Here is an 18,504-nt window from a genome sequence, read left to right on the forward strand (position 1 = left end):
CCGCCTATCATTCCGGTGATCGCCCGGCGGCCTAGCGAGTGAGTCGCCGATACAATATCTGGCTCGCGATGAACGCGTCGGCGTCGAAGGGGATGTCGTGCACCGCGTCGAAGGCGCCCAGCCGGAGCCGGTCGATATCGCCACCAGCGACGAACAGGTTCAATATGTCATTGAACAGCGGGCCATTGTCCCCCCCGGCGCGTTGCTTGAGCGTGGATTCCAGCTGGGAATGGACGCCCAATATATAAGGGAACGCGAACTTGGCCTTCAGTGTGCCCGCATTGATGGCGTTGAGATAGGTGATATCGACGGGTTTGGGGTAATTGTCCTCAGCCGTCTTCCGCAATATCGCCGCGACCTTGCCGGCCGCGCCGGGGCGGATCAGGTAGGCGCCGGCGCCCGATATGTAGAGGCCCTTGCATTCCTCTATAGAGAAGTTCCGGAACTGGTCAGAATAGATATCCCCGGCCGCGCGCTTCTTGCGGATCATCTGATAGACCGCGCGCATGTCGGTGAAGCTGATCATCTTGTTCAGGAAAAGGATGTCCCATTCATGCCCGGCGCATTTCTCGAGGATGATGGATAGATACTCCTCGAAACGCGGAGGGAAATAGATGTCGTCCTCGAGGATCAGCGTCGGCCGGTCATCGGCAATGGAATCGACGATCGCCTGATGCGACAGGAAGCAGCCGAGCTCGTTCGCACTGATGCCCTTCGGCCGGTCGTCGCCCTGCCGTGCGGAAAATCGCGTGATCGCTCCGCCGAGGCCGCATCGCGCCAGCCCCTCCTCCATCAACGCCCGCCGCTCCGGCGACCGATCGAGGTTGATATAGAAGCCCCTGATGTCTGCTCGCTGCATATGCCGATCCGAGTAATCCGATATTGCCACGCCCCGCCTTTTAAGCCACCTGCGGATCAGAACCAGCGCCACATGGGGTTTCGCGCGCGATGATGGCCTGATCTGTTCGGCCTGCTCAGGGGGAATCGGAAAATCCGATGAATATCGCCGTCGTCCTGGCCCATAACTGGGCGAACACTGGAATGTATTCGGTCGATCTGGCCGCCTTCAGGCTGTTCGAATCGCTCGGCCATACCGTCGATTATTTCGTGGCTTCGGGCGGGCGCACGAACAGCCTGTTCAAGTCCGGACAGGTGCCGATCTACCGGATTTCCGACGCCGGGCCGCTGATGCGATACGATCGCGTCGTCTATTGGGGGGACTTTACGACCAGCCCCTATTACGCCTTCGACGATTTCGCCTCGCAGCTGAACTCGCACGACGGCCCCCTGTCGAAGAGCGAGGTCTTCAACATCTGGCTGGATGTGTTCATGATGCGCGGACGCAAGGCATCGGGGCCTCAGCTTTTTTCTTTCGCCCAGAACTTCCAGACGCTCGGAGCGGTCAAGGGCAAGATGAACCTCGCATCGCTGGCACCGCTCTATGAGCGTTTCACCTCGATCATGCCCCGCGATTCGGTGTCGACCCGGGAGCTGCGCAGCCACTTCCCGTCGCTCTCGGCCAATATGGTAACGCAGGGTTGTGACGCGGCCTTCCTCCTGCCGGACCTGCCCATCGGAACAGCGGAAAAGAATCTGAAGCAGATCGGAGTGTTTCTTGAGCGGACGCCGATCGCGAACAAGCAGGACCTGACGGCCGAGCTGACGCGTCGCGGATATAAGCCGTTGTTCCTGAACAAATGGCTGGCGCTGCCACGCAACCGTTTCCACGAGAATTTCCTCGGGCTCTGTACTCAGATCCGCGATTGCGGCGCGATTCTTACCGACACCTATCATCTGGCCGTCAATGCGATCCGGATCGGCACGACCCCAGTGGTGATCGGCGCTGATGAGAACGCCCAGACCTCGACGGTCAGCGACTTCAAGAAGCGCGTGATGTTGCGCGACCTCGATTCCGAGGATCTCTATGCAGCTATCGCATCGAAGCTCCTGTCGCCTGAACACGTCGGGCGGATCATCGACAAGGTGGAGACGGCGGCGAACGCCCGGGATGTTCACCCGGTCCATGCGCGCAGCCGAGATGCCGCCGCGGCGGCGCTGTCCACCTTCAAGACCGCGCTTCTCGCCTAGTTGCCGACATCGCGCACAAGCGGCGGCACAAAGCTTGACCTGTTGTTTCGGATTCGTAACTTTTGGTCTGAATCCAAACGACCCACGTTGAGAAAAATTGAGTGGCCTGGCCGGAGATGAACCGAAACCAGATCGACATTTACTGCCCGAACTGGAGCAAGGGGCTGTCGCGGTGCGCTTCGCTTCTTGCCAGCGCCTTTGAATGGGCTTCTTCCGGAGCGGTGAAAGCGCGGCTGCTCTGGCGGGACGAGGGCTTTTATAGGCCGGAGAATGCCTGTGAACCAAGGTCGGGCGACCCCGATGAAGTGGGCGTGGTCGCCGTCATGATCGAACGCATGTTCCATCGCGAGTATCTCGATCGGTATGAGGTACGCGCGCTGCTGCCCAATCCCGAATGGCTCGATCCTCGCGATATCGAGACGAAGGGAGGAGCGATCGATGTCGTGCTTCACAAGACCCGCTTCTCGATTGGCTGCCTGCAGCCGCGCTTCGCGAAGGCGTCGCATCACTTTCTCGGTTTCACCTCGGCTGATCCCGGCAAGACCGTGCAAAACTATGATACGTTTTGCCATTTCAGGGGGAAGGCGAGGACCCGGCACACGCAATTGTTGATGAACATATGGCAACGGCGTCCGGACCTCCCGCGGCTGATGCTGCAGGCATATGGTCCGGATATGGCGCTACGTACCGGACGATGGCTGACCGATGAAAACATCAGCTGCCTGTTCGATTTCGTCAAATCGGACGAGCAGTTCTTCGCGGACCTGGCGAGGGGCGGGATTCACCTCTGCCCATCGGGGACGGAAGGTTTCGGCCATTATATCAACGAGAGCCGGGCGATGTCCGCGTTGGTGCTCACCCTGGATGCGCCGCCGATGAACGAGCTCGTCACCTCCGATAGCGGCATTCTCATCCCCGCCACGAGCAGCGAGCCGCTGATGGCAGGCACCAATTTCACCACCACCGAACTGCTTATCGAAGACGCCGTCGATAGGGCGCTGAGCCTGAGCCACACCGACCGGCAGGAATTGGGCAGAGCCGCGCGGCGTGCCTTCGAGCGCGAGAGAAGCTGCTTCCTCGACAATGTGCGAGCTTTTCTAGCCGATCATCACCTGCCGCATTGAACCTGCCGGGCGACGCCCTGTGTCATTCGTCCTCAGCGTCGAGCATCGCCTCATCGCACATGACTTCGACCCATTGCTTCGCGGCGGCGATCGTTTCGTCAGGAATTTCCGGGGAAATCTCGGGCATACTGGCGCTCTCGATTCCGGCGGCATGGCGCAGGAACACCGCCATGACATGCGCCACCCCCTCTTCGGTCACGTTGCGCATGTCGTCGGCGAAGAAGCGAGCGCCGGCGGGGGCACCCATGATCATCTCATAAGAGGGGAAGTAGAAGACCCCGTCATGCGTCTCGACCAGTTCCTGCGCCGCGGCGCGCAGCACCGACTTCGAATAGGTCGTGGCGGCAAGGACATGATGACCGCTCATCGTCGCGGCGAGCGGCACCGGCGAGACGGTGAAGATGATCCGCGCGGCCGGATTGATCGCGCGCAGCCGCGCGACGAAAGCGTCGAGATCGGCGACGACCTCGCTCACCCGGAAATTGTGAAAAGCGTGGCGCGCAGGTTCAAAGACCCCGCCCGATACGCCCGGGCACAACGGAAAGACCGCGCTGTCGACGGTCGACTCCCAGCCCTCGGTGAGGCCCAGCGTGAAGACGAAGATGTCGAGCGTCTCGAACATCTCGCGCACCCGCGCGAGATGGTGGGCGCGGTCGGCGCGCAGCTCGGCCTCGCTGGCGAAGCCCTCGGGCTCGATGGTGGGGCGGAAGGGATCGACGACGCGCACGCCGTTGGGCGCGGGCCAGATATCCTCGGCGGGCGCGAATGTCCCGAACGCGCGGTCGAACAGCTGGAGCAGCTGCCGCGCGGTGTAGATATTGCCGTAGCGCGCGCTGTACTGCCCATAGCCATGGCGCTCGGCGTCGGCGGCGGGAATGATGGGGTGCGCGCCCTCGGTGACGAGAAAGTTGAACCCGCTCTTCTTCAGGTGCCGGGCGATGTTCTGGGCGAAGCAGCTGCCCGCCGTCGCCACCTTGTCTTCGCGCGCCAGCGTGAGGAAATCGCCCGCGAGCGGGTCGATCACCGGCCCCTTGCCGACGATCGACCGCCGCCAATAGGCGCTGTCGGGCAGGTCGCGATAGGGATGCGGCATCACAGTGCCTCCAGCTGGCGGATCACGGCTTCGCCATAGGCCTGGTTGCCGTGGGTAGCGTCGCCGGCGAATTCGGACCGCAGGAAGCCTTGTGCATCCTGCGCCTCGCGCGGCACGGGCAGGAAGCGCATGCCGAGCGCGGCGCAATAGCCCGCGACGATGCGCGAATGCAGCCGCCATATCTTGTAGCGCAGCCCCGGCGAGGCGACGCCGAGATCGCCGATCGCGCGATTCCTGAAATAGGCGTCGGCCTGTTCGGCAATGACGGCATTGTCGGCCAGCGGCGGCGGCGATTCGAGCTGCACCACGTTAACCGCTATCCGCGCGATCTCACGCAGGCGGACGCGGTCGCGCGCCAGCCCGTCCTCCAGTGCGGCGCGCACCAGTGCCTCGGACAGCGGCTCGGCCTCCGGATCGAGCGGCGGCCCCGCCTCCGCCGACAGCAGGAAATCATAGGGCCGCGGATGGCGGATCAGCGCGAAACCATTGTGGACATTGCCGCCGCTCACGGAGACGACCAGCGGGGCATGGCGATCGATCTGGTCGCGGATCGTCTCGACCAGGGCAGCTGCAAACCCCGCCTCGTCGCCCTCACCCACGACCTCCGGCGCATATTGCGGCTCCATCGTATGGATCACCCGGGTACGCGGGCGATCGGGGTCGGCCTCGCGCCGTGCCTTCGCCGCCGCGCGGATCGCGGCGACATGGCTCTGTCCGATGACGAGGATCGCGCGGTTCACAGGGCGATCTCGGGGGTGGCCATCACATGGTCACTGTCGAATGGCGCGATTGCCACCTGCACTCGCGCAGCGCCGCCCGCTGCCGCCCGCAAACGATCGCGGGGAATGCCGAGCGAGAAACCATGCCGCCCATCCCCCATGCCGTGCGGGATCAGGTCGGGCCGCTCGCCATCGGCGGCGACAATGCCGAGCGAGACACCGTCCAGCCGCGCCTCGACCGCGACCTGCGCCGCCGGGAAATCGCGCGCATGGGCCCAGCCGTCGAAGATCAGCGCGTCGCCCGCGGCCCGGATCGCGTCGAGATGCCCGGTGATCGCGGGGCGGGGATAATCGGCGCAAGCCGCCCCTGCGGGAACCGCATCGCCCGTGCCACCGATCTTCGTCGGCTGAACCAATCCGCTTTCCTGGAACATCGCCACCACCAGCCCGAGCATGCTTATCCCGTCGAAATAGTCCAGCCGGCGGTTGCGCAACCGGTCGAGCAGCACGGCGCGATCGATCGACCGCCACAGCGTCAGATCGGGCCGCGCCTCGACCTCGGCGGCCAGCGCCGCGCGGATCGCGGCATTATGGTTGAGCGAGAATTGCCAGTTGCCGAAAACCGGCGGCGCGTCCGCGCCGGGGAGGACCGGATCGGTTTGCGGCGCTCCCGGCAGCCGCGCGTCCCAGCGCTGCATGGCGAAGGGCAGACCGAGCAGATCCGGTGCGCAACGCTCGACGATCTTGTAGTGGAGCAGTTCCGCCTTGCGTTCCTCGGCCGTCAGCCGGAAGGCCAGCCCCAGCAGCGCCGGCGCGCCGAGCGGGACGACCGGCTGGCGCTCGAACGACTTGATCGCCCGGATCGCGCCGAGCCAGTTGGGGATACGGTTGCGATAGTAGAAGATGTCGGGAAGATCGGCCTCGCCGGCCCCGTCCCGGCGCGCCAGCTCCATCTGATCGCCTAACTGCTCGCAAAGCCGTTCGCGGGCCTCGGGCAGCAACAGCCCCATCGGATCGAATGGCGCCTGCAACCGGACCATCGCCACGGGATCGAGTATTCCCTCGGGCAGCGGCCTCTTCGAATAGGCCTTGAGCACCTCGCCCATATGACCGGTAATCAGCGTCTCAGCCGCAACGCGTTCGCCCAGGATCAGGTCCCAGCCGCCGACCATGCCATCGGTCTGCCAGGTCTGCGCCATCAGCTTCCCGAAAAAGTGGGCACGGCTCCAATAAGCGGGTTCGTCACTGCCGTGGGGCGGTTCGCGCCGGTGCGGCAGGCCCAGCGCTTCGGCGATCCCCTGCCCCGCGATCACGTCAGGATGCCCGGCATAGCCGCGCGTGAACAAACGCAACCGGTCGCGCAGTCCCTCCGCCAGACACAGGGCAAGGATGACCCGGCTGTCCTTCCCCCCGGTGATCGGCAGATCGATCGGCCCATCCGCGCCGACACCGAGGCGGATCGCCGCGCGCGCCTGCACGATGCCTTTGTCGAGCACCGCATCGAGCGCCGGGGAATATCCCCGATCGGCGGAGAAGCCGATGACGGGCGAGGACGCGGGCCGGATCGTCTGATGATCGGGCCCGATGGTCAGAACATGCCCCTGCGCCAGCTGGGTGACCGCGCGATAGGCCGTCGCCGTGCCGGCCCGGTAGCCCATTGCCGGCAGCCAGGAGAGGCCATCCGGATTGGGCGTTCGATCGCCGGTCACCGCCGCCACCAGCGCTGCGCGACTGGCTGCGACATAGGATCCCGCCGAACCATGAAAGAGCTGGTGGAGCCCGGCGCGATCCGAAAAGGCGATGAGCGTACCGTCGGCGTGGAGCCGCGCGACCGCATATTCGCCCGAAATATCGTCGGGCCAAGCGGCGTCTGGCCGGTCGAGCAGCGCGGCGACGTCAGCCGCGTCGAGCAGGCGAGGGCCATCGGCGGCGATCCGCCAGATCAAGCCGTGGATGACGCACACGCCCTTGCCATCGGCCTGCCAGACCTGACGCTCGGCGGAGTAGAAGTGCGTGGTCGTCGCAAAGGCCATGAAGTGCCAGCGCCCCGCCGGCGTATCGACACTGCCGCGACTCGGCTGTTCGGGCACGATATGGGATTCGCCGGGCAGGCAGGCGTCGAGTTGTTCGGCAGCGCCCGGCCCCGCGCCCTGTTCCCCCCAGAAGACAAATAAGGCCATCGCCAATGCCTTAGCATCGCGATTTCAGGGTGGCGAGCGGCGGGAGCAAGTTCAGCCTCTCCCAGAATCGAATAACCCGGCTTTTTGGGCCGGGTTATTCTCTGGAGGATTCTGACTAATGACCTTCCCGGTTTAGCCGAACGGCCCGACAAAGCAAGCCGAAAGAGCACTTCCAGACAAACTTTCGTCTAAGCTTCCGGCACGGTTCGGCGCTGCGGCGCGATTATGGCGAGGCTTAAAATAAACCCGCAATGGAGACGAGAGCGCCGGTCACGAAGCCCGGTCCGCCGCGTCCTCGCCTCCCTCTTCAGCTATTGCCGCCGCCAGCCACCGTGTCAGCGCCGCCGCAGGCATGGGCTTGGCCAGAGGAAAAGCCTGTCCCGCCCAAAGCGGGCTGTAATCACCGCGCCCAGCCGCCTCGGCCGCGGCCCGAAGCGGCCCGACGAGGCTCGCCGCCGTCGGATAGGGCGGTGCCAGATCCGACATCAGTCCAAGCTCCGACATCAACCGGTTCACGATGCCGCGCGCGGGCCGCCCAGTGAAGACATTGGTGAGCGCGGTTCCCTTGCCCTCCGTCAGCGCCTGCCGATAGACCGGCGCGATCCCGGCCTCCGGCGTGAAGAGATAGGCGGTGCCCACCTGCACCGCAGATGCGCCGAGCGCGAACGCCGCGCGCACACCCCGCTGATCCGAGATGCCCCCCGCGGCGATAACGGGAACCGACACGGCGTCGACGATCTGCGGCACCAGCGCAAATGTACCCAGCTGCATATTCATGTCGTCGCTCAGGAAATTGCCCCGATGTCCCCCCGCCTCGGCTCCCATCGCGATCACCGCATCTACGCCCCGCGCTTCCAGCCAGCGGGCTTCGGCGACGGTGGTCGCCGACGAGATCAGCTTCGCGCCGACGCGCCGGACCCTTTCGAGCAGTGCGGGATCGGGCAGGCCGAAATGGAAGCTCGCCACTTCAGGGCGATAATGTTCCACGACCTCGCACAGCGCCTCATCAAACGGCGCACGGCCGCCGGACGGAACCGGCATGGCGGGATCTAGCCCAGCCTCGACATAATAAGCGGCAAGTCGCTGACGCCATGCCTGCTGGCGAACGGGATCATCGGGCGAAGCCCTATGGCACAGCAGATTGACCGCGATGGGGCGGCACGTAGCGGCCCGCACCTGTTCGATGGCGGCGGCGAACTGATCCGGCGAGTATAGCCCGCTCGGCAGGGAGCCGAGGCCGCCCGCATTGCTCACCGCCGCGACCATGGCAGGGGTGGTCGCACCCGCCATCGGCGCCTGGATCACTGGCAATTCGATGCCCAGAAGCGTGACCAGCGCTTTAGCGTCCGCCTTGTCCATCGTTATGCCTCCCGGCCCGATGCGCGAAGTGCATAGCATGTTTCTTGCCGGGGAAAGGGCGATGCAGGCCGATCGACAGTGATGTTTGGCATCCGGCTTCATGCATTAGCAATCGATTGCTACTGGCCGATACGTAATTTTCCTTATACGAGTCGGCACGGGGCCTCGGGCCGCAATGTTGGGGAAGGCACGATATATGGGCGATCAGCATAATGGCGTTCCCGCTTGCCTGATCCTGGTCGTTGAGGACGAGCCGTCTGTCCGGCAATTCGCGGTCGATGCGCTCGAGGGCTTTGGCTACCGGACATTGGCGGCCGCCAGTGCGGTCGAAGCGCTCGAACATCTAGCCCAGCGGTCGAGTGACATCGACCTCGTCTTCACCGATGTAAATATGCCCGGTGAGATGGACGGCGCGGAGCTCACTTTCACCGTCCGCAGCCGCTGGCCTACCATCGGACTGGTCGCCGTGTCGGGCTATTTCGATCCTAAAGTGTCCCGCCTGCCGATCGGCTGCGCCTTCCTGGCCAAGCCGTACCGGCTGTCCGAGCTCCAGCTCATCATCGATCAGCAACTTGGTTTCCTGGGGAGCGCCAGAGCGGCCTCGCAGCGCGGCTGACGGCTGGGCTATCCGATCGGAAGTTGGTGCGGGCGGTCGGGCTCGAACCGACACTCCTTGCGGAACCGGATTTTGAGTCCGGCGCGTCTACCAGTTTCACCACGCCCGCACGGCGCGCAGCTATAACGCCTGGCTCACCGTGTGCAACCGCTCAGACGCGGAAGATGCGGCGGATGATGTCCTCATAGATGTCGCTGAGCTGGTAGAGGTCCGGCACCGCCACCGCCTCGTCGAGCTTGTGCATCGTCGCGTTGCACAGCCCGAATTCCACCACCGGGCAGATGCGCGACAGGAACCGCGCGTCGGAGGTCCCGCCCGTGGTCGACAGTTCGGGCACGAGCCCCGTCACCTTCTCGATCGATGCGGCGATCAGGCCCGAGAAGTCGCCGGGCGGCGTGATGAAGCTTTCCCCCGATATCACCGGCCGGATCGTCGCGTTCGGCGCATGGGCGACGACGGTCGCGCGCACCAGTTCGACCAGCTTCGCACCGCTATGCTCGTCGTTGAAGCGGATGTTAATCCGCGCCTTCGCCACCGCCGGGATGATGTTGGTCGCGCCATTGCCGACGTCGACCGTGGTGATCTCCAGGTTCGACGGCTGGAACCAGGCATTGCCGTCGTCGAGGTGGAGCGCCGCCAGCGCGTCGAGCGCCGTGATCAGCGCCGGAATTGGATTGTCGGCGAGATGCGGATAGGCGACATGCCCCTGCGCACCCTCATTCTCGATCCAGATATTGACCGACCCGCGCCGCCCGATCTTGACCATGTCGCCGAGCCGGTGGGTCGAGGTCGGCTCGCCGACCAGGCACAGGTCGGGCCGGACGCCGCGTTGATTCATCCAGTCGATCAGCGCGACGGTGCCATGGGTGGCGGGGCCCTCCTCGTCGCCCGTGATGATCAGGCTGAGCGTGCCCGCGTGCCCCTGGGTACGGGCTGCCGCGGCGATGAATGCGCCGATCGCGCCCTTCATATCGACCGCGCCCCGCCCATAGAGCAGATCGCCGCGCACCTCCGGCACAAAGGGATCGCCCTGCCAGCCCTCCCCCGGCGGCACGACGTCGCTATGTCCGGCGAAGGCGAAGTGCGGCCCACCGCTCCCGCGTGTCGCAAACAAATTCTCGACCGGCCCATCGGGAGCCTCCCCCGCCGCGAAGCGATGCACGGTGAAGCCGATACCCTCCAGCGCCTCGGCTATCACCGCCATGGCGCCGGCGTCGGCCGGGGTCACGCTGGGGCAGGCGATCAGGCGCTGGGTCAGCGCGACGGGGTCGATTGCATCGGTCACGACGCCCGCCTAGCTTGGCCGTCCTTCGATTGCAAAGGAGAGCGCACCCGATGCCGAAAATCGACCTTGATGCGATCCCGCTCAACAACAGCACCGGCTACCCCGCACCCCATGATCGGGCGGTGCAGGGGCGATGGAAACGCGGGCTCGCATCGGTAGCGGGGATCAGCGATTTCGGCGTCAACCATGTGACGCTCAAGCCCGGTGCCTGGTCCAGCCAGCGGCACTGGCATGAAGGCGAGGACGAGTTCGTGGTGATGATCGCGGGCGAGGCGACGCTGATCGACGACAAGGGCCGGACGCCGCTCGTCGCGGGCGATTGCGTGGCCTTCCCCAAGGGCGAAGCCAACGGCCATCACATCGCCAATGAGGGCCAGGGCGACTGCACCTTCATCGCGATCGGCCGCCAGCCGCAGAGCCCCTGCCATTATTCGGACATCGACCTAATGTTCGACTGGCAGCGCCAGGGCTATTTCCACAAGGACGGCACGCCCTTCTGAAGCCCGGGGAGACTGGAATCAGGCCTGCTCGGCGGCGCGTTCGAACTTGTCGATCACCCAGCTCTCACCCGCGGCACCCTCGCTCCATTCGATCATGAACGGGTGGTTCCACACCGCCTCGCAATAATCCGACGCCAGCGACGGCAGCGCGATCGAATAGGTACGGAATCGCGTGACGACCGGCGCGAACATGATGTCGACCGCGCCGAACGCGCCGAACAGATAATCGCCGCCCTGCCCGAACCCGCGCTTCGCCTGATCCCAGAGCGAGGTGATCCGCTGGATGTCCGCGCTGACCTCGGGGGTCAGCGGCTCGGGCGGATAAACCTTGCGCAGGTTCATGCCATGCTGCTGGCGCAGCGCCGAATAGCCGGCGTGCATCTCGGACGCGATCGAACGCGCCAGCGCGCGGGCCTTGTCCTCGGCGGGCCAGAAGCGGTCGCGGCTGGTCTTGTCGGCGAGATAGTCGATGATCGCCAGACTTTCCCAGATCGCCGCGTCGCCGTCCCACAGCACGGGCACCTTGCCGTTCGACGCGGCGAACTCGGGCGCCTCACGGCGCGTCACCCATGCCTCATCATAAAGTGAGACGACCTCTTCCGCGAACGGCAGGCCAGACTGCTTCACCGCCAGCCAGCCGCGCAGCGACCAGCTCGAATAGACCTTGTTGCCGATATAGAGCTTGAGGGTCATGCGCGCCTCCCGGGGTTGATGGGGCGGCTTTAGCGGAAGCATTTCCGCTTTCCCACCCACTCCGCTCATCCTGAGTAAGGAGCGAAAGCGAAGGCCGCATCGAAGGACGTCCTTCGATACGTCACTTCGACAAGCTCAGTGGCTACTCAGGATGAGCGGGAGCGGAGCGTTCAGTTGGACTGGATCGATTCCAGGATCGCCGCACGCAGTTCGGCGATGCCGAAGTCCTTCTCGCTCGACGTCACCAGCAGCTTCGGATGCGCGGCCACATGCTTGCGGCCTTCGGCCTCGGTCGCCGCAGTCACTGCCGCAAGCTCGCTCGCCTTGATCTTGTCGGCCTTGGTCAGGACGAGGTGATAGGTCACCGCCGCCTTGTCGAGCATCGTCATGATCTCGCGGTCGACATCCTTGATGCCGTGGCGCGCATCGATCAGCACCAGCGCGCGGCGCAGCACCACGCGGCCGCGCAGATAATCGTTCACCACATGGCGCCACTTGCGGACGATGTCCTTGGGCGCCTTGGCGAAGCCATAGCCGGGCATGTCCACCAGCCGCAGCACCGGCACCCCGCCCTCCTCCGTCGCGCCGACGTCGAAGAAGTTGAGCTCCTGCGTGCGGCCCGGGGTGTTCGAGGTGCGCGCGAGGCCGCTGCGGTTGGTCAGCCGGTTGAGCAGCGACGACTTGCCGACGTTCGATCGGCCCGCAAAGGCCACTTCGGGCGCGTCGGCGTCAGGCAGGAAGCGCAGGTCCGGTGCAGACTTGAGGAAGCTGACCGGGCCCGCGAACAGCTTGCGCGCGGGCTCGATCAGATCGATCTCGGGGCCCTCGCCTTCGGTCCGGCCGTCACTCACTTCTTCTTGGTCGCCGCTACGGTTACGGTCTTCGCCGAGGCGGGAACATCCATCACCGGATATTGGCGATAGAGCCAAGCCTGCTGCGCGATCGTCAGGAAGTTGGAAGTGATCCAGTAGATCAGCAGGCCCGCCGCGAAGGGCGCCATGATGAACATCATGATCCACGGCATCAGCGACATCACCTGCTGCTGCGCGGGCTCCATCGGGGTCGGGTTCAGCTTGAACTGCAGCCACATCGACACGCCGAGCAGCAGCGCGAGGATGCCGATGCCCAGAAAGGCCGGCGGGGTGAAGTCGAGCAGCCCGAACAGGTTCAGGATGTGGAGCGGATCGGGCGCCGAGAGATCGCGAATCCACAGCGCGAAGGGCTGGTGCCGCATCTCGATCGTCACCATCAGCACCTTGTACAGCGCATAGAAGACCGGGATCTGGATCAGGATCGGCAGACAGCCCGCGAGCGGATTGACCTTCTCCTCCTGATAGAGCTTGAGCAGCTCCTGCTGGAGACGCGGCTTGTCGTCCTTATGCCGTTCCTGCAATTCCTTCATCTTCGGCTGGACGCGGCGCATGCCAGCCATCGAGCGGAACTGCTTCTGCGCGATCGGGAACATCAGCCCGCGCACCAGGAAGGTGAGGATGATGATCGCCACGCCGAAATTGCCGACCAGCTTGAAGACCTGATCGAGCACCCAGAAGATCGGCTTCTCGATCACCCGGAACCAGCCCCAGTCGATCGCGCGGCTGAACATCTGCACGCCGCCTTGGGCTTCATAGCGGTCGAGCAGCGCGACTTCCTTGGCGCCCGCGAAGAAGCGCTGCGATATCTGGCCGCTCTTGCCGGGCGCGATCACCAGCGGCTTGCCGGTCTGCACCGCCTGATAGACCTTGGGCGCGGTCGACAGGAAACCCGCCTCGACCGCCGACTTGCCGTCGGGGACGAGCGCGGTCAGCCAATATTTGTCACCGAAGCCGAGCCAGCCGCCGGTGCTGGCGAAGCGGGTGCCCGCCTTGCCGGCCTCGTCGAGCTTGTCGAAGCTCAGGTCATAATTGGCGGCGTCGTTGAACACACCGATCGGGCCGGTGTGCAGCGTCCAGGTCGAATGGTCCTTCGACACGCCGTCGCGCGACACCAGGCCATAGGGCCGCGCCGAGACTGCGCCGACGCCGCTGTTCGACAGTTTCTGGGTGACGGTGAACATATAATCTGCGTCGACCGTGAAGACCGTGTCGAAGCGCTGGCCGCGCTGGTTGGTCCAGCTCAGCGTAACCGGGGTGGACGGCGTCAGCGTCGTGCCCATCGCGGTCCACACCGTGTTCGGCCCCGGTGCGTCGACGCCATCGCCGGTCCAGCCGAAGCCGGCATAATAGGCCTCGGGCGACCCGCTGGGCGACAGCAGCCGGATCGGCGGCGAGTTCTTCTTCAGCGTTTCCTTATAGGATTTGAGCACCAGATCGTCGATCCGCGCGCCCTTCAGGTTGATCGAGCCGGCGAGCTTGGGGGTGTCGATCGCGACACGCGGGGTTTCGCCGAGGACGACGTTGCGCGCGCGAATAGCGCCCGGGCTGTCGGCGGCGGGGTCCGCGCCGGGCTGGGGCAGGACCTGCTCCTTGCCGCCCTGAATCTTGGTAACGGGGGGTTTGGCAACCGGGAAGAATCGGTCGCTGAGCGCCTGCCATCCGAACAGGACGATCGCCGACAGGACGATCGCGAGGATCATGTTGCGCTGGTTATCCACCAAAAACTCCCGGAAATCCTAGGAAAGATCAGGGCACCGGATCATAGCCCGAGCCGCCCCAGGGGTGGCATCGGCAGATCCGGCGGAGCCCAAGCCACCCGCCTTTGAGCGCGCCATAGCGCGAGACGGCCTCGATCGTATAGGCCGAACAGCTCGGCATATAGCGGCATGTGGGCGGCAGGATCAGCGACGGGCCCTTCTGCCAGGCTTTCGCCAGCAGGATGATCGCCCGGCCAATCATTTCACGACCTTGCCCAAAGCCTTGAGGAGATGGGCGCGCAGCTCGGCGAAATCCTGTTCGATCCCGCCCGCGCGGCCGATCAGCACATGGTCCGCCCCGGCCACGCCGGCCTGCGGCAGCAGCTCTCGTGCGAGCGCGCGGAAGCGCCGCTTCATGCGGTTGCGGACCACCGCATTGCCGATCTTCTTGGTAACGGTGATGCCGAGGCGCATGACGGGATCGTCATCGCCACGGGGCCGGACGAGCAGGACGAAGCCGGGCATCGGCGCGCGCCTGCCGCTGTTGGCCGCCAGAAAATCCGCGCGGCGCTGAAGCACCGCGTAGGGACTCGGGCTCAGGCCGACAGCTTGGCGCGGCCGCGGGCGCGGCGGGCGGCCAGAACCTTGCGGCCACCAGGGGTTGCGCTGCGCGAACGGAAGCCATGGCGCCGCTTGCGGACCAGGTTGCTCGGCTGGAAAGTGCGCTTCATCGTCTTTGCCTCAAATTCAAAACAAAAGGGCCGCCGAACCTGCGGCAGCCGCTAACAGGGGGTGCGCCTACTCAAAAGGCGGGTAGGAGTCAATCAATCTGCGGCCCGCAACTTCGGGAAAGTGCCCGCCGCCTGTCGTCATTCCACCGAGAGCTGTCACTCCTACGGCGGGGACGAGAATCGTTTCGCTCCATGGCTCGTTTTCGTTTCACATGCGTTCGGAGCGCCAATGAGGGTTTCAAGGAGGACATCATGCGCCGCCCCGCCATCGCTCTGCTTCTGCTGCTGCCCGCGCTCAGCGCCTGCAATTCGAAGACCGATACCCGCCTGAAGGCGATCGAGGAGCGGCTTGCCAAGGCCGAAGCCGCAATCGGTGAGCACAAGGCGATCACGCTTAAGCCCGGCGATACCGGCTATGGCCTGATCGACACCGATGTGGGCAGGTTGCCGGTGGCGATCGCCGATATCCAGCCGCAGGCGGGGGGATCGCGGGTGATCCTCGACTTTGGCAATCCCAGCACCGCGCGCCTCACCGGCATGACCGCCAAGATCGAATGGGGCGGCAATGACAGCAAGGGTCTGCCGCTGCCTGCCAATGGTTCGCACAGCCTGCACTTCGCCGCGCCGCAGCCGCTGCTGCCCGGCAGCTGGCGGCAATATCCGATCGATCTCGCCGGCTTCCCGCCCACGCAACTCGGCTGGGTGCGGATATCGAACTTCGACAGCGGCACAGTCGACCTGCTCAGCCAATAGCCAATAAGCTCTCGACATTCGAAATGCCTCCCGATTAGAACAGGCCAAGAACATCGAGGGCTGATGAATGGTTTCGCATGTCGCGACGGTCGCGTTTCTCGGGCTGGAGGCCCGCGCCGTCGACGTGCAGGTGCAGATCGCGCCGGGCATGCCAAAGTTCCTCGTCGTCGGGCTGCCCGACAAGGCGGTGGGCGAGAGCCGCGAGCGGGTCCATGCCGCGCTGTCGGCGATCGGGCTCGCGCTGCCGCCGAAGCGCATCACGGTCAACCTCTCGCCGGCAGATCTGCCCAAGGAAGGCTCGCATTACGACCTGCCGATCGCGCTCGGTCTGCTTGGCGCGATGGGAGTCATCGATGCCGAGACGCTGGCTTCCTATGTCGTGGTCGGCGAACTCGGGCTCGACGGCCGGGTCGCGCCGGCGCCGGGCGTGCTGCTCGCCGCGCTCCATGCTTCCGAACGCGATCTCGGCCTTGTCTGTCCGGCATCACAAGGGCCCGAGGCTGCCTGGGCCGGCAACATTGAGGTGCTGGCCGCGCCCGACCTCCTCTCGCTGATCGGCCATTTCAAGGGCGGCGCGCCGCTCACCCCGCCGCAGCCGGGGAGCGCCGACGCGCCCGTCATCCTCGCCGATCTCAAGCAGGTGAAGGGACAGGAGACCGCCAAGCGCGCGCTGGAGATCGCGGCTGCGGGGGGCCACAATCTTCTGATGAGCGGGCCGCCCGGCGCGGGCAAGTCGCTGATGGCGGCTTGTCTTCCGGGCATATTGCCGGATCTCACTCCCGCCGAAGCTCTGGAAGTTTCGATGGTCGCCTCGGTCGCGGGCGAATTGCAGGATGGCAGGCTGAGCCGCGCCCGCCCCTTCCGCAGCCCGCACCATTCGGCGTCGATGGCGGCGCTGGTTGGCGGCGGGCTGAAGGTCCGCCCCGGCGAGGTGAGTCTCGCCCATCTCGGCGTATTGTTCCTCGACGAACTTCCGGAGTTCCAGCGCACCGTGCTCGATTCGCTGCGTCAGCCGCTGGAGACTGGGAAGGTCTCGGTCGCGCGCGCCAATGCGCATGTCACCTTCCCGGCGCGGGTGCAGCTGATTGCGGCAATGAACCCGTGCCGCTGCGGCCATCTTGGCGACGCCGCCCTCGCCTGCTCGCGCGCGCCGAAATGCGCCGTCGACTATCAGACCAAGCTGTCGGGCCCGCTGCTCGACCGCGTCGATCTGCATGTTGACGTCGCCGCGGTCAGCGCCGCCGACCTCGTCCTGCCGCCGCCCGCCGAGGGCTCGGCCGAGGTCGCCGCCCGCGTCGCGGCGGCGCGCGCCATCCAGACGGAGCGCTATGCCGGCCATGGCGTCCGCACCAATGCCGAGGCCGATGGCGACCTCCTCGACCAGGCAGCGACGCCCGACGAGCCGGGCCGCAAGTTGCTGGCCCAGGCTGCCGAGGCAATGAAATTGTCGGCGCGCGGCTATCACCGCGTGCTGCGAGTGGCGCGGACGATCGCGGATCTCGCCGGATCGGACTCGGTGACCCGCGTCCATATCGCCGAAGCCTTGAGCTACCGGCGACGTATGCCCGCAAATTGAAGGGGAGCAAGCGCTGCGATGCGACCGATGAAGGGACTGCTTGCCGGGCTGCTGTTGTTATCCGCCGTCGCCAACGCCTCGGTACAAAAGGATTTTCTGCGCGCCTGCGAAGAGCGGGTCGAGCAATATAGCGCGCAGCGTGTGAACGCCGAAAACCGCACGCAGCAATCCGCCGCGCGCGCCGTGGCCTCGATCAATGCGGCGGACCCGTCCGCCGGGCAAGCGCTCAGCACCGCACTCGGCGACACCCGCCAGCTTTCCACTCTCTATGGCCGCTATGAGATGCTGTCGCAGTTGCAGCAGTTCATGCAGAAGAAGCCCACGCCTGCTGCCACCGACGCCTGGATGCAGAGCCGGGTCGAAGAGCTCAGAACCAAAATCGCAACCGCGGACGCGGCCGAGAGCGGCATCCGGCAATCCACGCCGGGCAAGGATATCGGCCTGCTCGCATGGGTCGGGGCGGTGGAAAGACTGGCCCAGGATCGCGGCAAGATCGAAGGCGCCGCTGCCGAACTTCGCCTGATCGAACGCGATCTGCAATCCTATCACGCCGCGCGCGCCGAGGAACATGCCCGCGCCGTGCAGGTCCGCAGCGCGATCCTGATCGGCATCGTCGCCGCGCTCGCCTATCAGCAGGAGACGACGCACGATATAGGCGTGGGCGCCTTCTCGCCAAACGTTCATCTTTGCCCTGATGGAAGCTATGTGGGCGGATCGGGCTGCGTGATGACCCCCGAGGGAAATTATGTCGGCGGCACGCCGATGCTGACGCCCAATGGCGATTTCGTCGGAGGCACCCCGCAAATGGCCCCCAACGGCCGCTATATCGGCGGTTCGGGCAAACCGGTCAGGTGCCCCGATGGCTCTTATGTCGCAGGCGCCTGCCATATGACGCCGAAAGGCAATTACGTCGGCGAATAGGCACGCGCAGGCGCGCGCCCTCTCTGGTAGGGAACATCGCCGCTATCTCCGCGTCCTGATCATCACAGGACGGAGGTTGCGATGGCCGTCTATCGGCTAAGGGACAGATACAAGCTCAAGCCCGATAAGCTGTTCGAGGCTGGGAATGACGAAGAAGCGCTGCGGAAGGGCCGACTGCTTGCGCGCGGTTCGGACTATGCCTTGCGCTGTGCGGATCGTTGCGTGGCGTTGTTCCACCGAAACGGCGCAGCCTTGGTGGTTGCAGCACGGCTGAGCAGTCTCCGTCCCGCCTGAACG

The 18,504-nt window shown here is 65.2% G+C and carries 20 protein-coding genes and 1 tRNA gene; 8 read left to right on the top strand and 13 right to left on the bottom strand.

Annotation, left to right across the window (positions count from 1 at the left end; translation table 11 throughout):
• Nucleotides 1–31 precede the first annotated feature (31 nt).
• Complete coding sequence (locus ASE00_RS16315; protein WP_056382227.1) at nucleotides 32–859, bottom strand: glycosyltransferase family 25 protein; 828 nt, start codon at nucleotides 857–859, stop codon at nucleotides 32–34.
• 137 nt (nucleotides 860–996) lie between these two features.
• Here ASE00_RS16315 and ASE00_RS16320 point away from each other — a divergent pair, with 137 nt between their 5' ends.
• Nucleotides 997–2,088 (top strand): polysaccharide pyruvyl transferase family protein, encoded by a 1,092-nt coding sequence (locus ASE00_RS16320; RefSeq protein WP_056382229.1) that lies wholly within the window; start codon nucleotides 997–999, stop codon nucleotides 2,086–2,088.
• 311 nt (nucleotides 2,089–2,399) lie between these two features.
• Nucleotides 2,400–3,212, top strand: a complete 813-nt coding sequence (locus ASE00_RS16325) for a glycosyltransferase (RefSeq protein WP_235538717.1) — start codon at nucleotides 2,400–2,402, stop codon at nucleotides 3,210–3,212.
• 22 nt (nucleotides 3,213–3,234) lie between these two features.
• On the opposite strand, the gene ASE00_RS16330 is transcribed toward ASE00_RS16325, so the two are convergent.
• The 4 genes from ASE00_RS16330 to ASE00_RS16345 all read right to left on the bottom strand — a co-directional run bounded on the left by ASE00_RS16330 (nucleotide 3,235) and on the right by ASE00_RS16345 (nucleotide 8,563).
• Complete coding sequence (locus ASE00_RS16330) at nucleotides 3,235–4,305, bottom strand: GSCFA domain-containing protein (RefSeq protein WP_056382233.1); 1,071 nt, start codon at nucleotides 4,303–4,305, stop codon at nucleotides 3,235–3,237.
• Nucleotides 4,305–5,045 (bottom strand): hypothetical protein, encoded by a 741-nt coding sequence (locus ASE00_RS16335; protein ID WP_056382235.1) that lies wholly within the window; start codon nucleotides 5,043–5,045, stop codon nucleotides 4,305–4,307. The genes ASE00_RS16330 and ASE00_RS16335 overlap by 1 nt, the downstream gene beginning before the upstream one ends.
• Nucleotides 5,042–7,204: a hypothetical protein gene (locus ASE00_RS16340; RefSeq protein WP_056382237.1), complete on the bottom strand. Its 2,163-nt coding sequence runs from the start codon at nucleotides 7,202–7,204 to the stop codon at nucleotides 5,042–5,044. The genes ASE00_RS16335 and ASE00_RS16340 overlap by 4 nt, the downstream gene beginning before the upstream one ends.
• 270 nt (nucleotides 7,205–7,474) lie before the next feature.
• Nucleotides 7,475–8,563 carry an NAD(P)H-dependent flavin oxidoreductase gene (locus ASE00_RS16345; protein ID WP_056382240.1) on the bottom strand — a complete coding sequence of 363 codons (1,089 nt, stop codon included), beginning with the start codon at nucleotides 8,561–8,563 and terminating at the stop codon, nucleotides 7,475–7,477.
• 196 nt (nucleotides 8,564–8,759) lie between these two features.
• Between ASE00_RS16345 and ASE00_RS16350 the strand changes: the two genes are divergently transcribed.
• Nucleotides 8,760–9,179: a response regulator gene (locus ASE00_RS16350; protein ID WP_200957950.1), complete on the top strand. Its 420-nt coding sequence runs from the start codon at nucleotides 8,760–8,762 to the stop codon at nucleotides 9,177–9,179.
• A gap of 24 nt (nucleotides 9,180–9,203) precedes the next feature.
• Here the strand turns inward: ASE00_RS16350 and ASE00_RS16355 are convergent.
• Both ASE00_RS16355 and dapE read right to left on the bottom strand, forming a co-directional pair.
• Nucleotides 9,204–9,288: transfer RNA gene (locus tag ASE00_RS16355), tRNA-Leu, on the bottom strand.
• A 42-nt stretch (nucleotides 9,289–9,330) separates the two neighbouring features.
• Nucleotides 9,331–10,464 carry a succinyl-diaminopimelate desuccinylase gene (gene dapE, locus ASE00_RS16360; protein WP_056382243.1) on the bottom strand — a complete coding sequence of 378 codons (1,134 nt, stop codon included), beginning with the start codon at nucleotides 10,462–10,464 and terminating at the stop codon, nucleotides 9,331–9,333.
• 50 nt (nucleotides 10,465–10,514) lie between these two features.
• On the opposite strand from dapE, the gene ASE00_RS16365 reads away from it, so the two are divergent.
• Nucleotides 10,515–10,964 carry a cupin domain-containing protein gene (locus ASE00_RS16365; protein WP_056382245.1) on the top strand — a complete coding sequence of 150 codons (450 nt, stop codon included), beginning with the start codon at nucleotides 10,515–10,517 and terminating at the stop codon, nucleotides 10,962–10,964.
• Between the two features lie 18 nt (nucleotides 10,965–10,982).
• Here ASE00_RS16365 and ASE00_RS16370 read toward each other — a convergent pair whose 3' ends face one another.
• The 6 genes from ASE00_RS16370 to rpmH form a co-directional block, all read right to left on the bottom strand.
• On the bottom strand, nucleotides 10,983–11,657 hold the full coding sequence (locus tag ASE00_RS16370) for a glutathione S-transferase family protein (protein WP_056382247.1): 675 nt from the start codon (nucleotides 11,655–11,657) through the stop codon (nucleotides 10,983–10,985).
• A gap of 170 nt (nucleotides 11,658–11,827) precedes the next feature.
• On the bottom strand, nucleotides 11,828–12,508 hold the full coding sequence (gene yihA, locus ASE00_RS16375) for a ribosome biogenesis GTP-binding protein YihA/YsxC (RefSeq protein ID WP_056382249.1): 681 nt from the start codon (nucleotides 12,506–12,508) through the stop codon (nucleotides 11,828–11,830).
• Nucleotides 12,505–14,247 (bottom strand): membrane protein insertase YidC, encoded by a 1,743-nt coding sequence (gene yidC, locus ASE00_RS16380; protein WP_056382251.1) that lies wholly within the window; start codon nucleotides 14,245–14,247, stop codon nucleotides 12,505–12,507. The genes yihA and yidC overlap by 4 nt, the downstream gene beginning before the upstream one ends.
• 28 nt (nucleotides 14,248–14,275) lie before the next feature.
• A complete protein-coding gene (gene yidD, locus ASE00_RS16385) occupies nucleotides 14,276–14,488 on the bottom strand; it encodes a membrane protein insertion efficiency factor YidD (protein ID WP_046192806.1) in 213 nt (70 codons plus the stop codon).
• A complete protein-coding gene (gene rnpA / locus ASE00_RS16390) occupies nucleotides 14,485–14,805 on the bottom strand; it encodes a ribonuclease P protein component (protein ID WP_082594759.1) in 321 nt (106 codons plus the stop codon). The genes yidD and rnpA overlap by 4 nt, the downstream gene beginning before the upstream one ends.
• Nucleotides 14,806–14,822: 17 nt before the next feature.
• On the bottom strand, nucleotides 14,823–14,957 hold the full coding sequence (gene rpmH, locus ASE00_RS16395) for a 50S ribosomal protein L34 (RefSeq protein ID WP_056382253.1): 135 nt from the start codon (nucleotides 14,955–14,957) through the stop codon (nucleotides 14,823–14,825).
• A gap of 252 nt (nucleotides 14,958–15,209) precedes the next feature.
• Here rpmH and ASE00_RS16400 point away from each other — a divergent pair, with 252 nt between their 5' ends.
• The 4 genes from ASE00_RS16400 to ASE00_RS16415 all read left to right on the top strand — a co-directional run bounded on the left by ASE00_RS16400 (nucleotide 15,210) and on the right by ASE00_RS16415 (nucleotide 18,501).
• Complete coding sequence (locus ASE00_RS16400; RefSeq protein WP_056382634.1) at nucleotides 15,210–15,710, top strand: DUF3251 domain-containing protein; 501 nt, start codon at nucleotides 15,210–15,212, stop codon at nucleotides 15,708–15,710.
• Nucleotides 15,711–15,777: 67 nt separating this feature from the next.
• Nucleotides 15,778–17,286 carry a YifB family Mg chelatase-like AAA ATPase gene (locus tag ASE00_RS16405; protein ID WP_056382255.1) on the top strand — a complete coding sequence of 503 codons (1,509 nt, stop codon included), beginning with the start codon at nucleotides 15,778–15,780 and terminating at the stop codon, nucleotides 17,284–17,286.
• A 27-nt stretch (nucleotides 17,287–17,313) separates the two neighbouring features.
• Nucleotides 17,314–18,207 (top strand): hypothetical protein, encoded by an 894-nt coding sequence (locus ASE00_RS23890; RefSeq protein ID WP_056382258.1) that lies wholly within the window; start codon nucleotides 17,314–17,316, stop codon nucleotides 18,205–18,207.
• Between the two features lie 81 nt (nucleotides 18,208–18,288).
• Nucleotides 18,289–18,501 (top strand): hypothetical protein, encoded by a 213-nt coding sequence (locus ASE00_RS16415; protein WP_056382259.1) that lies wholly within the window; start codon nucleotides 18,289–18,291, stop codon nucleotides 18,499–18,501.
• Nucleotides 18,502–18,504 lie beyond the last annotated feature (3 nt).

Source organism: Sphingomonas sp. Root710 (assembly GCF_001429065.1).
Taxonomy (GTDB): Bacteria; Pseudomonadota; Alphaproteobacteria; order Sphingomonadales; family Sphingomonadaceae; genus Rhizorhabdus.

What these genes read in the sequence shown, in the direction of transcription:
- ASE00_RS16315 (WP_056382227.1), bottom strand. Translation starts at nt 859, where the DNA reads ATGCAGCGAGCAGACATCAGGGGCTTCTATATCAACCTCGATCGGTCG.
- ASE00_RS16320 (WP_056382229.1), top strand. Translation starts at nt 997, where the DNA reads ATGAATATCGCCGTCGTCCTGGCCCATAACTGGGCGAACACTGGAATG.
- ASE00_RS16330 (WP_056382233.1), bottom strand. Translation starts at nt 4,305, where the DNA reads ATGCCGCATCCCTATCGCGACCTGCCCGACAGCGCCTATTGGCGGCGG.
- ASE00_RS16340 (WP_056382237.1), bottom strand. Translation starts at nt 7,204, where the DNA reads ATGGCCTTATTTGTCTTCTGGGGGGAACAGGGCGCGGGGCCGGGCGCT.
- ASE00_RS16345 (WP_056382240.1), bottom strand. Translation starts at nt 8,563, where the DNA reads ATGGACAAGGCGGACGCTAAAGCGCTGGTCACGCTTCTGGGCATCGAA.
- ASE00_RS16350 (WP_200957950.1), top strand. Translation starts at nt 8,760, where the DNA reads ATGGGCGATCAGCATAATGGCGTTCCCGCTTGCCTGATCCTGGTCGTT.
- ASE00_RS16365 (WP_056382245.1), top strand. Translation starts at nt 10,515, where the DNA reads ATGCCGAAAATCGACCTTGATGCGATCCCGCTCAACAACAGCACCGGC.
- ASE00_RS16370 (WP_056382247.1), bottom strand. Translation starts at nt 11,657, where the DNA reads ATGACCCTCAAGCTCTATATCGGCAACAAGGTCTATTCGAGCTGGTCG.
- yidD (WP_046192806.1), bottom strand. Translation starts at nt 14,488, where the DNA reads ATGATTGGCCGGGCGATCATCCTGCTGGCGAAAGCCTGGCAGAAGGGC.
- rpmH (WP_056382253.1), bottom strand. Translation starts at nt 14,957, where the DNA reads ATGAAGCGCACTTTCCAGCCGAGCAACCTGGTCCGCAAGCGGCGCCAT.
- ASE00_RS16400 (WP_056382634.1), top strand. Translation starts at nt 15,210, where the DNA reads ATGCGCCGCCCCGCCATCGCTCTGCTTCTGCTGCTGCCCGCGCTCAGC.
- ASE00_RS16405 (WP_056382255.1), top strand. Translation starts at nt 15,778, where the DNA reads ATGGTTTCGCATGTCGCGACGGTCGCGTTTCTCGGGCTGGAGGCCCGC.
- ASE00_RS23890 (WP_056382258.1), top strand. Translation starts at nt 17,314, where the DNA reads ATGAAGGGACTGCTTGCCGGGCTGCTGTTGTTATCCGCCGTCGCCAAC.
- ASE00_RS16415 (WP_056382259.1), top strand. Translation starts at nt 18,289, where the DNA reads ATGGCCGTCTATCGGCTAAGGGACAGATACAAGCTCAAGCCCGATAAG.